This is a genomic window from Synechococcus sp. MU1625 (assembly GCF_020514205.1).
In the GTDB taxonomy this organism is placed as follows: domain Bacteria; phylum Cyanobacteriota; class Cyanobacteriia; order PCC-6307; family Cyanobiaceae; genus Parasynechococcus.
Window position 1 is genome coordinate 72,207 of the sequence record NZ_VTLA01000005.1, and the last position, 14,217, is coordinate 86,423.

At 53.9% G+C, this 14,217-nt stretch carries 12 protein-coding genes and 1 pseudogene; 10 read left to right on the forward strand and 3 right to left on the reverse strand.

The window, feature by feature from the left end; translation table 11 throughout:
• Positions 1 to 18: 18 nt before the first annotated feature.
• A complete protein-coding gene (gene groES / locus FZX13_RS09550; RefSeq protein WP_115022391.1) occupies positions 19 to 330 on the reverse strand; it encodes a co-chaperone GroES in 312 nt (103 codons plus the stop codon).
• Positions 331 to 575: 245 nt separating this feature from the next.
• Between groES and atpD the strand changes: the two genes are divergently transcribed.
• The 6 genes and pseudogenes from atpD (at position 576) to atpC (FZX13_RS09580) (ending at position 7,858) form a co-directional block, all read left to right on the forward strand.
• Positions 576 to 2,039: a F0F1 ATP synthase subunit beta gene (gene atpD / locus FZX13_RS09555; RefSeq protein ID WP_226409395.1), complete on the forward strand. Its 1,464-nt coding sequence runs from the start codon at positions 576 to 578 to the stop codon at positions 2,037 to 2,039.
• Positions 2,040 to 2,113: 74 nt separating this feature from the next.
• Positions 2,114 to 2,524, forward strand: coding sequence for an ATP synthase F1 subunit epsilon (gene atpC / locus FZX13_RS09560; RefSeq protein WP_226409396.1), 411 nt, complete (start codon positions 2,114 to 2,116; stop codon positions 2,522 to 2,524).
• A gap of 223 nt (positions 2,525 to 2,747) precedes the next feature.
• Positions 2,748 to 4,160, forward strand: coding sequence for a DUF6212 domain-containing protein (locus FZX13_RS09565; protein ID WP_226409397.1), 1,413 nt, complete (start codon positions 2,748 to 2,750; stop codon positions 4,158 to 4,160).
• A gap of 14 nt (positions 4,161 to 4,174) precedes the next feature.
• Positions 4,175 to 6,772, forward strand: a complete 2,598-nt coding sequence (locus tag FZX13_RS09570) for a glycosyltransferase (protein WP_226409398.1) — start codon at positions 4,175 to 4,177, stop codon at positions 6,770 to 6,772.
• Positions 6,773 to 7,082: 310 nt separating this feature from the next.
• Positions 7,083 to 7,373: pseudogene (locus FZX13_RS09575) on the forward strand (F0F1 ATP synthase subunit beta); the annotation flags it as partial.
• Positions 7,374 to 7,447: 74 nt separating this feature from the next.
• Complete coding sequence (gene atpC, locus FZX13_RS09580) at positions 7,448 to 7,858, forward strand: ATP synthase F1 subunit epsilon (RefSeq protein WP_115022395.1); 411 nt, start codon at positions 7,448 to 7,450, stop codon at positions 7,856 to 7,858.
• Positions 7,859 to 8,005: 147 nt separating this feature from the next.
• On the opposite strand, the gene FZX13_RS09585 is transcribed toward atpC (FZX13_RS09580), so the two are convergent.
• Positions 8,006 to 8,521, reverse strand: coding sequence for a 30S ribosomal protein PSRP-3 (locus FZX13_RS09585; protein WP_226409399.1), 516 nt, complete (start codon positions 8,519 to 8,521; stop codon positions 8,006 to 8,008).
• Between the two features lie 102 nt (positions 8,522 to 8,623).
• On the opposite strand from FZX13_RS09585, the gene FZX13_RS09590 reads away from it, so the two are divergent.
• Positions 8,624 to 9,346 carry an HAD-IA family hydrolase gene (locus tag FZX13_RS09590; protein ID WP_370630805.1) on the forward strand — a complete coding sequence of 241 codons (723 nt, stop codon included), beginning with the start codon at positions 8,624 to 8,626 and terminating at the stop codon, positions 9,344 to 9,346.
• A complete protein-coding gene (locus FZX13_RS09595) occupies positions 9,343 to 10,506 on the forward strand; it encodes a calcium:proton antiporter (protein WP_226397976.1) in 1,164 nt (387 codons plus the stop codon). Before FZX13_RS09590 ends, FZX13_RS09595 begins: the two co-directional genes overlap by 4 nt.
• A gap of 7 nt (positions 10,507 to 10,513) precedes the next feature.
• Here FZX13_RS09595 and FZX13_RS09600 read toward each other — a convergent pair whose 3' ends face one another.
• Complete coding sequence (locus FZX13_RS09600) at positions 10,514 to 11,839, reverse strand: aminopeptidase P N-terminal domain-containing protein (protein WP_226409400.1); 1,326 nt, start codon at positions 11,837 to 11,839, stop codon at positions 10,514 to 10,516.
• An 87-nt stretch (positions 11,840 to 11,926) separates the two neighbouring features.
• Here FZX13_RS09600 and FZX13_RS09605 point away from each other — a divergent pair, with 87 nt between their 5' ends.
• Positions 11,927 to 12,925 carry a CNNM domain-containing protein gene (locus tag FZX13_RS09605; protein WP_226409401.1) on the forward strand — a complete coding sequence of 333 codons (999 nt, stop codon included), beginning with the start codon at positions 11,927 to 11,929 and terminating at the stop codon, positions 12,923 to 12,925.
• Positions 12,922 to 14,217 (forward strand): GTP-binding protein, encoded by a 1,296-nt coding sequence (locus FZX13_RS09610; RefSeq protein WP_226409446.1) that lies wholly within the window; start codon positions 12,922 to 12,924, stop codon positions 14,215 to 14,217. Before FZX13_RS09605 ends, FZX13_RS09610 begins: the two co-directional genes overlap by 4 nt.

Here is a 14,217-nt window from a genome sequence, read left to right on the forward strand (position 1 = left end):
AACTCAGCGGAGCTGATCTCAGTTGACGACAGCCAGGATGTCTTTCTCGGACAGCAGCACGTATTCATCGCTGCCGAGCTTGATGTCGGTGCCGGCGTACTTGCTGTAGAGGACCTTGTCGCCCACACCGACTTCGGGAGCCTGACGGCTGCCATCGTCGTTGCGCTTGCCGGGGCCGACTTGAACCACTTCACCCACTTGGGGCTTTTCCTTGGCGGTATCGGGCAGAAGGATGCCGCCGGCGGTCTTCTCTTCGGATTCGGAGACCTTGATGAAGATGCGGTCGCCGAGCGGTTTAACAGTTGAGACGCTGAGAGAAACAGCAGCCATGGGTACTTGCAGGAGCAGGGACAGGGCGCAATGCGCCACGCATCGAACCGAGTTGGCACTCGATGCCGATGAGTGCCAACGTATGCAATCGGGCGGCCCCTTTTCTAGTCCTAGAGCTGTGCGGGTGTCCGAACCGCAGGCTGTGCCGACCCAACCGATGGGAGCGTTGAACTGACAGTGGTATGGTTGCGCCGCTCTGAATGGGTCCGAGCGCGTAGCGCCTGTTCCCGCAACTCTCCTTACCTATGGTCGCTTCTGCTCCTGCATCTGCTGGCACCAAGGGTGTGATCCGTCAGGTGATCGGCCCGGTTCTGGACGTGGAATTTCCCGCAGGGAAATTGCCCAAGATCTACAACGCCCTGCGCATCGAGGGCAAAAACCCCGCAGGTGATGACGTCGCTCTGACGGCTGAAGTTCAACAGCTGCTGGGGGACCACCGTGTTCGCGCCGTCGCCATGAGTGGCACCGACGGACTCGTCCGCGGCATGGAAGCCGTCGACACCGGTGCACCGATCTCAGTGCCCGTCGGCGAAGCCACCCTGGGCAGAATCTTCAACGTTCTCGGTGAGCCCGTTGACGAGCAAGGACCCGTCAACACCACAACAACTGCTCCCATTCACCGCGAGGCGCCCAACCTCACCGAACTGGAAACAAAGCCCAAGGTTTTCGAAACCGGCATCAAGGTGATCGATCTGCTGGCTCCTTACCGCCAAGGCGGAAAGGTGGGCCTGTTCGGCGGTGCCGGCGTGGGCAAAACCGTGTTGATTCAGGAGCTGATCAACAACATCGCCAAAGAGCATGGCGGTGTGTCTGTCTTTGGCGGTGTGGGCGAGCGCACCCGCGAAGGCAACGATCTCTACGAGGAATTCAAAGAGTCTGGCGTGATCAACGCTGACGACCTTTCCAAGTCGAAGGTGGCCCTTTGCTACGGCCAGATGAACGAGCCCCCCGGCGCCCGGATGCGCGTGGGTCTCTCCGCTCTGACCATGGCGGAGCACTTCCGCGACGTGAACAAGCAGGATGTTCTGCTGTTCGTCGACAACATCTTCCGCTTCGTGCAGGCCGGTTCCGAAGTGTCCGCACTGCTCGGCCGCATGCCTTCCGCTGTGGGCTACCAGCCCACCCTCGGTACCGACGTGGGTGCTCTTCAAGAGCGTGTTGCCTCAACCGTTGAAGGTTCGATCACCTCGATTCAGGCGGTTTACGTCCCTGCTGACGACCTGACCGACCCCGCTCCTGCGACCACCTTTGCTCACCTCGATGCCACCACGGTGCTGAACCGTGCCCTGGCCTCCAAAGGCATCTACCCCGCTGTGGACCCTCTGGATTCCACCAGCACCATGCTGCAGCCAGCAGTGGTGGGTGACGAGCACTACCGCACCGCTCGCGCCGTGCAGTCCACCCTGCAGCGCTACAAAGAACTCCAGGACATCATCGCGATTCTGGGTCTCGACGAACTGTCGGAAGACGACCGTCGCACCGTGGATCGTGCCCGCAAGGTGGAGAAGTTCCTCTCCCAGCCTTTCTTCGTGGCCGAGATCTTCACCGGCATGCCCGGCAAGTACGTGAAGCTGGACGACACCATCGCCGGTTTCAACCAGATCCTCTCCGGTGAGCTGGACAGCCTTCCCGAAGCCGCCTTCTACCTGGTAGGCAACATCGAGGAAGTGAAAGCCAAGGCCGAGAAGATCGCCGCCGAAACCAAGTGATCATTGCGGGGGTGTGAATCACACCCCCGATCACGTGTTTCTCGACATTCCGTTCTCTTTTCGAACCAAGGTTCATGTCCCTCACCCTCCGCGTGCTGGCAACAGACCAGAACGTCTTTGATGGCAGCGCCGACGAGGTGATCCTGCCAAGTACCACCGGTCAACTCGGCATCCTGCCCGGCCACATTTCGCTGCTCACCGCCATCGACATCGGTGTTCTGCGGGTGCGTGCCAACGGAGCCTGGAACTCCATCGCTCTGATGGGTGGTTTCGCTGAAGTCGATGCTGATGAAGTCACCGTTCTGGTGAATAAAGCCGAACTGGGCAGCGCCATCGATGCCGGTACCGCAGAAGCCGCATTCCAGAAGGCCTCAACCGTCGTGGCTGGCATGGAAGGCCAACCAGCTTCTCCGGAAAAGCTCAAGGCACAGCAGCAGCTGAATGAAGCCAGGGCTCGCCTTCAGGCCAGCAAAACCGCCGATTGATTACTGATTAGGCTTCTGCAAAACAAAGAAGCGGATAACTCGCAATTCGGCTTATTCGCTTCTTTTTAAGATTCCAATTTAGCAAAACATCTAAGCAGCCAAAACTGCGATTTTCGATACCAAAAACAAATCTGCGGTTTTTTCAGGCCATCCAAGCGAAATCACCAAAAGGTTTAAAATCAATCACGCTACAGCAAATCTGAAAACATAATAAGAAGATAAAATGATTTTCTTTATTTGGACATCAAGCAGAAAACCGTTGGAAGGCCTCGAGTTTGATGGGATTACTGCTCACCTAAAAGCAGACTACACGGGAAGCAATCTTTTTATTTCCAAAGCAGAATGTGGGCAACCCATCGACGTTACCGAATTAGTTAACAACGACATTATTCTCATCATTAACGACGCTCTTGAGCACAAGATATCAAAGCAAATTCAGGAGCTGTTATCTTCGACCGGATCTAAACCTCAGACAATTAATCTAAAAGATACAGGCGACGGAGAAGCCAAAGAGTTGATACTCAAAGAAGTCGCCAAAACTCTGATCAAAAAACTTGCATTTACGAAAGAGCTTCTAAAAGATACCCTGAAAAGCGAGGCTTCACTCAGGAAAGAATATTCATCGCTAAGAGAATCATTCGCTGTCGTGGAAGATTTTGTCAAGTCCTCGCCTCCTTCCTTGTTTGAGTCAAATTTCTATTTTCCACCAACAGCAGAGCAAACGAGTATTACACTGAAAAGCGGTTCTTCTTTAACCCAAAGACTACCATGCAATTCCAGCGGATTTGCAAGCATTTCCATTCATATTAAAGATCACGAGTCCATCAATTTTGGCACCCTAGAATGCCAAATAACTACAGAAGAAGATGAATTAATCTACGCCACTTGGCTAATTGACATCAAAAAAAACTGTCTCAAAACCTACACATTAGCGTTAGAGGAAAGCATGGGCCCTGAGGAAAAAACCCTACAATTTAAAGTTTCCTGGATTGGAGGTTGCGATATGTGCCTTAGATCATCCTATAAATATCCAAATAACTCTTATTTACCTAAAATCCTTGGAGTTGCCCAAGATCGTATTTTAGCACTCGAAGCCAAAAAGATATTACCCAGCCTAAAAGCACGGATCGATATTGATGCCTTACTACCCGGAGACCAAAACAACGAACCAAATACAAAAAGCAGATGGAAAAAAGCACCTTCACGATATTTAGAAAACTTTTCAATCATAAGCAAAAAGCGTACACATAATGGAATTGAATTCAATAAAACTACAGGCAAACTCCAAGTACACGTCTCAGCGGGGGGAGAAGAAACAGTCGTACTCCTAAATAAAATTCGGCAAAAAAATGCAAAACAGATTAGATGCAAGATTCAAACACTACATAAATTGGCATCGCCTATTTCATACCAATTAGTGGCTCGAAACAGCTCGGACAATGACGCTTCAGATGCCACAAAAAAAAGTGATTGGTTTGAGATCGATCCAATGGTTGAAAGCGAAATCTCGATTGATTTGAGAGATAAGGCTTGGAATTCACTTAACATCTTATTAAAAACCAAATTGAGCTCTCCAGACAAACAAACAGTTGCTTTTGGATGGTCTAATTTTTACGATATTGAGCTCTATAGTTAGCTTGTTATTTTATCATGAGCAATCAAATCCATAAATTAATCAAAGTTTCTATTATTATTCCAATTTATAGGCATTCAGGGCTTTTAATTGAAGCTATCGAGTCTGCCTTGTCACAAGAATGTCAATTTCACTACAATATCATCCTAGTCAATGATGGATGCCCGTTCAAAGGCACTCACAAAATCTGCAAAGCCTACGCTGATCTTTATGGCGACAAAGTAAATTATCTAAGAAAAAAAAATGGTGGCTTAAGTAGTGCAAGAAATCACGGCGTTTCTTTTGCGCTAAAAAACTACCCAAACTTACGTGCATTTTACTTTTTAGATGCAGACAATAGAATTTCTCCAAATCTTCTTAAAAAGTCCCTCGATCTACTTGATTCACACTCGAATATAGGCTGGATCTACCCAAATATTGATATGTTTGGACAAAGACGGGCCTTAAGCTATGGAGGAAAATATTCTAAACTGATTCACTCTAATGTGAATATATGTGAGGCCGGCAGCATGGTTTCCAAAGAAGTATTTGAAAGTGGCGTGTATTTTGATGAGTCATTTAAACTCGGGTGGGAAGATTGGGATTTTTTTCTATCCGCCGTCGAAAAAGGTTTTAAAGGTATTAATTGCGAAAATATGGGATTTGAATACAGAAAAAGGCCAGAAAGCATGTTAAGCAATTCAAACAGACACGACAAGATGATTGCATATCAAATTCAGAAAAAACATCCCGATCTCTACAATCTTTCAAAAATAGTCGATCTAGAGCACATTGATTCTCCCCGCTATGCTCAAATCAATAGACAACATAATGAAGTCATAAAAGCAACTGATTTTAGCCAAAAGAATTCCTCCATTCGAAAAACAATAGAATCCTTTACTGAAGAATTATTCAATTCAATCCTTGATCCAAACAATTATTCTCTTCCAGGATTCATTTTGTTTTCAGACAGCAAACTAACTACGGATCTTGAGCGGCTAGGTGTTCTTTCTTCCGTTCATTATGCTTTAGAAAATGAACTAAAAAACAATTCTATTTGCATGTTGTCAATAAAGCATGGCAAACGTTTTGGCCTTGAGGTTAAGCCTGTTTATAACTCGTCCGTAGAGGCTAGCAATTGCGCAATACTGATGATCAAGAATCAGCTGATGCTAGATTTAATTAAAGAAAAGAGTTTCTCCTTGCTAGAATCTATATTATCCAAGAATCCAGAGATTCCAATTTCGACAATTCAGCTAAATCTTCCCAAGTCTCAAAAAATAAACGGTTGTTTTTTTGATCAAAGATTAGAATTGATCAATTATATTACAAAACTTCGATCATCTGAGTATACCAAATTATTCAATATTAAATTTGAACGAAAATATCAAGGCATTCATCTTCGTTCTTATGAATACACTATTCCAAGAAGTCTATGTGACAACAAGGTGTGCATGCCAGTTGTTAAGAATAAAGCAAAAAAATCCATTTCTTTCATTCTTCCGGTTGTCGAGCTATTTGGCGTTGAAAAGGTAATCACAAATATTGCAAGTTACTTTAAAAAATTAGGATGGGAAACATGCCTGGTTGTTTTTGGTAGGAACGATATTGAATTTACAGACCAAGTGCAAGATACATTTGATAAATTCATCTTTGCAGGCCATACAAAAATCGCAAAAATAAAATCGTCAAATGACAATAGATACGAAGGATCCTCACTTGGGAGTGAATCAGACTTAAAAACCAAATTTCTAGATTTTTATTCGCTTATTCACTTTACTGATGTTGCTGTATTTGCTTCAACAAAAAAGGAAAATGCCTTAGCCGCTGGTCTTAAAAAACATAATATAATTACGGTTAATTCTCTCCATGTACATGACCTCACAAGTTTAGGAAGACAGTTCGGTCCTGTTCTATCGGTTCTTCCTTATGAGCATGCATTTGATTATCTTTGTCCTTGCTCGTATGATCTTGGAAACTGGCTTAGGGGGTCCGGGATACCTCCCGATAAAATAATCCCCGTCCCAAATGCACCTGGATTTGAAATTGAGCAGAAAGTAAATAATAAACTTTTCGAACAACGCATCAACAGAGATGTAAGTAAAAATCTAAATATTTTGTATATGGGAAGACTTGACAGGCAAAAGGGATTGCACAGATTGAAAAAAGTATACGATCAGACCCGTAATATCAAGAATCTTAATTGGAGATTTATAGGAAAGAAAGTGTGCGGTGGTCAAACTAATATATTTGATAAGGAATTCGAAGCCATAATTGAACCAGCTCTTCATACTCCAGAAGAATTGCGTGATGCATACCACTGGGCAGATATTTTTATCCTTTTATCGGATTGGGAGGGATTGCCCTTATCTATTCTCGAAGCGATGCGTCAAGGTGTTATTGTTATTGCTACAGATGTTGGCGCCAATGCAGAAGTTATTTCCAATTCATTCAATGGATTCCTGTTCAAGAAAGACACCTGCATCCAACAGTCAATTGAAACACTTATTCGATTAAGCCATAACCCGAATCAAGTCGATCTGATAAGAAAAAATGCATACAAAGATTTCTCCAAAAGAAGCTGGAGTGATAGCCTAACCCAGCTCTACAAAGAACTTACCAACATCCTCGACTAGGTTAATCTTATTATAATTCTAAAATGAGTTTATTCTTGTCTCAAGACTTGTGATCACTTAAATCACCACACTACAATAATGACGGCATATTTCTGCCCGGACTTGTCGAGTTTTTCTTTTTTTAACAGGAGTCAAAATCCATAGTCAATACTCTCTCCATAGCTTTTTTCCTGAAAGACAGCGTCCTTCTTTGACAAGATAAAGTTCACAGAGTTGGTGGATTTAAGACGATGATTGCAAAATTGCAATCACACACACCGAAAATGTCATCGGACTGAAATTCTTTTTATTGCTTTCTGAGGCTTCAACGAAACTCCAGGACATCATCGCGATTCTGGGTCTCGACGAACTGTCGGAAGACGACCGTCGCACCGTGGATCGTGCCCGCAAGGTGGAGAAGTTCCTCTCCCAGCCTTTCTTCGTGGCCGAGATCTTCACCGGCATGCCCGGCAAGTACGTGAAGCTGGACGACACCATCGCCGGTTTCAACCAGATCCTCTCCGGTGAGCTGGACAGCCTTCCCGAAGCCGCCTTCTACCTGGTAGGCAACATCGAGGAAGTGAAAGCCAAGGCCGAGAAGATCGCCGCCGAAACCAAGTGATCATTGCGGGGGTGTGAATCACACCCCCGATCACGTGTTTCTCGACATTCCGTTCTCTTTTCGAACCAAGGTTCATGTCCCTCACCCTCCGCGTGCTGGCAACAGACCAGAACGTCTTTGATGGCAGCGCCGACGAGGTGATCCTGCCAAGTACCACCGGTCAACTCGGCATCCTGCCCGGCCACATTTCGCTGCTCACCGCCATCGATATCGGTGTTCTGCGGGTGCGTGCCAACGGAGCCTGGAACTCCATCGCTCTGATGGGTGGTTTCGCTGAAGTCGATGCTGATGAAGTCACCGTTCTGGTGAATAAAGCCGAACTGGGCAGCGCCATCGATGCCGGTACCGCAGAAGCCGCATTCCAGAAGGCCTCAACCGTCGTGGCTGGTATGGAAGGCCAACCAGCTTCTCCGGAAAAGCTCAAGGCACAGCAGCAGCTGAATGAAGCCAGGGCCCGCCTTCAAGCCAGCAAAACTCCCGACTGATTCATCTGCTTCGCAGATTGATTCCATACGCCAGGGGCTCACACTCCTGGCTTTTTTGATGGTTCATCCGGATCACCACCTACCTTCAGGCAGGCACAAAAAAACCTGCCCGAAGGCAGGTTTGGATGAACAACCTGAAGAAAGGGTTCAGGCGGTACCGCAGAACGTGACATCGGGAAACTTGACCTTGGCCTCGTCGAGGCTCTTGCCCTTGCCTTCCTCTTGCCAGTAGTTGATCACCTCAGTGGCTTGGTTGAGCACTTCAACCCGCTCGTTGTCGGTGATCCAACTCTTCCCTTCCAGCTCGGTCTTCAAGCTTTCCCAGGCATCCTCACGGGGCCAGAAGAAGTAGGAGGTGAGGGGACTGGGGCCACCGCCGACGATCTGATCAACCGCGAGGGCCACGTTGTCGGGAAGCCAGAGGATCTTCAGCAGGAAGCGGCCCTCGTCGGCCTTAGGGGTGTAGCCGGAGGGAACACCATCGGCGTCGATGGTTGCCGTGGCCAGAGCCGCGGCGGCACCCTTCAGAACAGGACGGCCTTCACCCTCGCTGGCTACAGGCTTTTCAGTGGTTTCAGCTGCCTGGGTGGCGCCTTCAGCCGCGTCGGCGGACGGAGTCGCGACCTCCTGGTCGGTAGGGGCAGCGCCTTCGGTGACCGGCATGGTGTCAGCGCTCAAGACAGAAATACAAACAACTAACCTACCAGCCGCTCCCCATCAGACGTTCTGGGATCACCAACCATCCTGCTGTTCGACATCGATGGTGTGATCCGCGATGTCGCTGGCAGTTACCGAAGGGCCCTCCAATGCACTGTCCAGCACTACTGCGGTTGGCAGCCCAGCGCTGATGCCATCGATGCACTGAAGGCTGAAGGGGCCTGGAACAACGACTGGGACGCCAGCCTTGAATTGCTGCGACGCCACGGCGCTGCTCTGCCTGATCGGGCCGCGCTGATCGATGTGTTCAGCGACTTTTACTTCGGCGGAGATCCAGAGGGGGACCCCAGTCACTGGACTGGATTCATCGGCGATGAGCCCCTGCTTGTGGACGCCAGCTTTTTCGCCACGCTCTCCCAGAGAAAGGTGCGCTGGGGATTCGTGAGCGGTGCTGAGCCGCCCTCAGCACGCTTCGTGCTGCAGCAGCGACTGGGGCTCCAGGATCCACCCTTGATCGCGATGGGAGATGCCCCCGACAAACCAGATCCCACAGGCTTGATCCGCCTGGCCAGGGCTCTGGGGGCAAACACCGAGGCAGCTCGGGTGGCTTATCTAGGCGACACCGTGGCCGATGTGCACACCGTGGTTCAAGCCCGACAACGCTGGCCGGAGCAACAGTTCGTGAGTCTTGCGGTGGTGCCACCTCACCTGCAGACCATGGGGCAGGCAAAGGCGCGCACGATCTATGAACAACGGCTGAAGGAGGCCGGCGCTGATCTGGTGCTGAACAACACCGAAGCGCTGCTGAGCTGGGAGGGAGTGATGGCATGAGGGCGGCCGTTCTCCGCGAAACTCCCCTACTCATCGGGATCCTGGCCCTAATCAGCCTGGAAACCACAACAGTGCTCGACTGGCTGCTCCTGCAACCCGCTCTGCCCGTCCTCACTGGCCTTGGCCTGCTCAGTGTGCTGGTGCTGCTGATGGCGCGGGGAGTGGCGCACCATGCCGATCAACTGGCGGAGCAACTCGCGGAGCCCCTGGGGACCCTGGTGCTGACCGGATCCGTAATCGTGATTGAGCTGGCCCTGATTGCCTCCACGATGCTGACGGGAGACAGCAACCCGACCCTGGCCCGCGACTCGATGTTCTCGGTGCTGATGATCGTGCTCACGGGGGTTAAGGGCGTGACCTTGATCGTGGCCGCCAGGTTTCAGAGACAGGGCCGAACCCAGCCCATGCAACTGGAAGACCTGGCGGCTGTAAATCAGAGCGGTTCGACTGCCTACATCAATCTGATCACCACCATGAGCGTTCTCGCTCTGGTGCTTCCCAACTTCAGCCAGGACAGCCTCGAGGCCAACTACTCGCTGCCAATCAATTGGCTGCTGACGTTCGTGTCGATCAGCCTTTACGGGATTTTTCTGGGCGGCCAGGTCGGCCGCTACCGCAACCTCTTCATCGATACCGCTCAGCAACAAGGCTCCGACCAACTTTCCCTCGCGGAAAGCACCTCAGCGGAACCAACACCCCATGACGAATCTCAGAGCTCAATCCTGCAAAACGTCTGTCTGATGGCAGCAGGCCTGCTGGTGCTGGTGCTGATCGCGGAATCGATGGGAAGCCTGATCGAAACCGGCATCAACGACCTCGAGCTACCCAGTTCCCTCGGCGGCCTACTCGTGGGCTTGCTGGTGGTGGCACCAGAAGCTCTCAATGCCTTCCAAGCCGCAGGAAAAGGGGAGTTGCAGCGGTCGCTCAACACTCTCTACGGCTCGTCCCTGGCGACCCTCTGCCTCACGGTGCCTGCAGTTCTGGCGATCGGTGAATTCACAGGCACCGATGTAATCCTCGGACTGGATCCGATCGAAACGGTGCTGCTGGTGCTGACGCTGATCCTGGTACGGCCGATCAGCGGCCGCGTCAGCGAAATGGATGGCCTGATGCTGCTCACCGTGGGCGTGGTCTGGGTGGCCTTGCAGGTAGTGAGCTGATCCTGGGTCAGCGTTCCATCGCGGCAACGCTCTTCAGGGCACCAGCCGTGAGCACCTCGTGGCCGGTCTCGATAACAGCAACGTCATCTTCGATGCGGATACCGATGCCTTTCCAGCGATCGTCGATCTCAGGCTGACCTTCAGGCACGCTGAGCCGATCGCTGACATAAAGGCCTGGTTCCACCGTGAGCACCATGCCCGGCTCCAGCGGAGCGGGTTGCTCCCCGAGCCGATAAGCACCAACGTCATGCACATCCAGACCCAGCCAATGGCCGGTGCGGTGCATGTAGAGGTGGCGGTAGTCGCCCCGCTCGATGATCCCGTCCACGTCCCCGATCAGCAGGCCCAGATCCACCAGCCCATCAACAAGCAAGCGCAGGGCTGTGGCGTGCACCGCATCAGCGGTGCCTCCTGGGGCCACGACAGCAATGGCAGCCTCCTGGGCTGCCAACACCAAGCTGTAGAGCTCCCGCTGTTCCGCCGAGAAGCTTCCATTCACAGGGAAGGTTCGGGTGATATCGCCGTTGTAGTAATCCTCCAGCGAACAGCCGGCATCAATCAGCAGCAGGTCTCCGTCCTGGAGGGGTGCCGTGTTGGCGGTGTAGTGCAGCACGCAGGCGTTGTCGCCACCGGCAACGATGGAGCCGTAGGCCGGGCCGCGGGCACCTTGGCTGCGGAAGTGGGCTTCGATCGCCGCCTGAACCTCAGCCTCATTCATGCCGGGGCGGGTGATCGAACGGGCCAATTCGTGGGCTTCGGCGGAGATGCGACAAGCCTCCCTTAGCCGTTCCAGCTCGTGGGGCTCCTTGCGCAGGCGCAGCCGCTGCAAAATCGGGGTTGGTGCCACCAAGCCCAAGGCGGCCGTCCCCGTACGGGCAAAGGTGTCGAGCTGTCGCCCCCAGGCGGAGAGCACCATCGATTCGACAGAAGCGTGACGGCCAACCCGAAAGGCAATGGCTTCGGCACCGGCGAGGTACTCCGGCAGTTTTGCGCTCAACTGATCCAACGGATGGGCCACGTCCGCCCCGTAACGCTCCACAGCTCCCTCAGTGCCCCAACGAATCCCCGTCCACACCTCAGCCGCAGGGTCCTTGGGCTGCACGAACAGCACGTAACGCTCTCCCTCCGGCCGATGCGGCAGCAACAAGGCCACTGCATCGGGCTCATCAAAACCGGTGAGATAGAAAAAATCGCTGTCCTGACGAAAGGGCCATTCGCAGTCGGCGTGGTGGGTGGCCAATGCGGCAGCGGGAATCACCGCAGCGGCTGCGCCCAGTTGCTCCAGGAACAGGGCGCGACGACGCGCATGGATTCCGGAATCGAAACCGTTCACAGCAGCAGAGAGTTCAGAGGAACAGGATGGCAGTTGGCAAGGCCAAACTGGCCAAGGCCTCTACGATGCAAGGAGTTTCAGACGGCAATGAGCTCCGACCTCCTGGTGCTGTTGCTGCTGGTTTTGGTGGTGCTGTTGGGCTCGGCCCTCTGCTCCGGCGTGGAAGCCGCCTTACTCACGGTGAGTCCGATCCGAGTGCACGAACTGGCGGCCCGGGAGCGCCCCGTACCCGGAGCCCGCAGGCTGGCGCAGTTGCGCAAGCGCCTGGGACGCACCTTGTCTGCCCTGGTAATCGCCAACAACGGCTTCAACATTTTCGGCAGCCTGATGCTGGGCGGTTACGCCGCCTGGGTGTTCGAGCAACGGGACATCAGCGGCGCCGCCCTGCCGGTGTTCTCGGTGGGCCTGACCGTGTTGGTGATCCTGTTGGGCGAAATCCTGCCCAAAGCCCTCGGAAGTCGCCTGGCACTGCCAGTGGCCCTGGCCAGCGCACCACTGCTTCATTGGCTTGGCCTGGCGCTCAGGCCGCTTGTGCTGTTGCTGGAGAGAATGCTTCCGGCCATCACCGCAGAAGCGGAGCTCAGCACCAACGAAGAGGAAATCCGTCTGCTGGCTCGCCTGGGCTCACAGAAGGGAGAAATCGAGGCCGACGAAGCCGCGATGATCGGCAAGGTCTTTCAGCTGAACGATCTCACTGCCCGTGACCTGATGACTCCGCGGGTGGCGGCACCAACCCTTGACGGCGGTCTGAGCATCGAAGCCCAGCGGGCCCAGCTGATGAGCAACAACGACCCCTGGTGGGTGGTGCTCGGCGATCAGGTGGACAAAGTGCTTGGGGTGGCCAGCCGCGAACGGGTGCTCACAGCTCTGTTGGAAAACCGTGGCCTGCTGACCCCCGTCGACCTCTGCGAACCGGTGGAGTATGTGCCGGAGATGATCCGGGCCGATCGGCTGCTGACGGGGTTCCGGCGCGACAGCAGCGGAGTGCGCGTGGTGGTGGATGAATTCGGAGGATTTGTTGGCGTGATCGGCGCCGAATCGGTTCTGGCGGTGCTGGCCGGGTGGTGGCGCAAGCCGGCAGCATGAGCGGGATGCAACCCACCCCGCCCCACACCGTCGAACGCTGCCAGGTGCTGCTGGAGCGCTGGAGGAACCAGCTGCAGCTGAGCGCCAAGGAACGGGGACTGCTGGGGGGTGACTTGCGGCTTCTGGATCGTCAACTGCAACGGCTGCAGCAACGGCGCCTGCGCATTGCGCTGTTTGGTCGGGTGGGGGTTGGCAAATCCAGCCTGATCAATGCATTGATCCAACGCCCGCTGCTGCAGACGGATGTCGCTCACGGCAGCACCCGGCGGCAACAGGCGGTGGATTGGCCTATGGACATTGCTGGGCTGACCAGAGTTGAGCTGGTGGACACCCCTGGAATCGATGAAATCGATGCCGCCGGGAGGGCTCGATTGGCCTCCCGTGTGGCAATGGGAGCCGACCTGGTATTGCTGGTGCTGGACAGCGACTTAACCCGGGCTGACCTGGAGGCCTTGACCACACTTTTAGCCAGTGGCAAGCCCCTACAAGTGGTTTTGAATCGCAGCGATCGCTGGCCGGAGCAGGAGCGCGCCGCGCTGCTTCGCAGCATTCGCGGGCGTCTGCCGGTGGATCTACCGATCACGGCCGCTGCGGCTGCACCCCGCAGCCCCCAGATCCAGGCCGATGGCCGGGTGCGCAGCACGATCACAACGCCACAGGTGCATGACCTGCGCGAGCAGCTCACCCAGCAGCTGGAGAGCGAAGGCACCCTGCTGCTGGCGATCCAGTCGCTACGCCAGGCCGACCGCTTCCAAGGAGCATGCCAGCAACTCCGGCTGCAACAGCACCGCCGCACGGCCCAGAGCCTGATCGGTCGCTACGCAGCAGCCAAGGCCACCGGTGTGGCCGTCAACCCAGTGGTGGCACTGGATATGGCGGGAGGCATGGCCTGCGATACCGCCCTGGTGCTTCAGCTCAGCCGCCTCTACAACCTGCCGATGACGCCAGCGGCGGCACGACTGCTGCTGACTCGTCTCTCCAGCCATAACGCCCTGCTGGGAGGTGTTCAGCTGGGACTAGCGGCTCTCAAACAGGCACTTCTGCTGCTGGTGCCCGTCAGCAGCGGCGGCAGCCTGGCCCCGGCAGCTCCTGTGGCCCTCGCTCAAGCCGCCCTGGCGGTGCATGCCAGCCGCCGGACGGGACGGCTTGTAGCGCAGCAATTGCTGCGCCGTCGTGGCGGTCAACCCGGAGCCCTGCTGCGCCGCTTGGCAGAACGAGATCCCGTGGTGCACCACTGGCTGCTGCGCTGGCCGAAAGCTCTGGAGCAGGATCTCCAACCGCTGCTGCCCTGA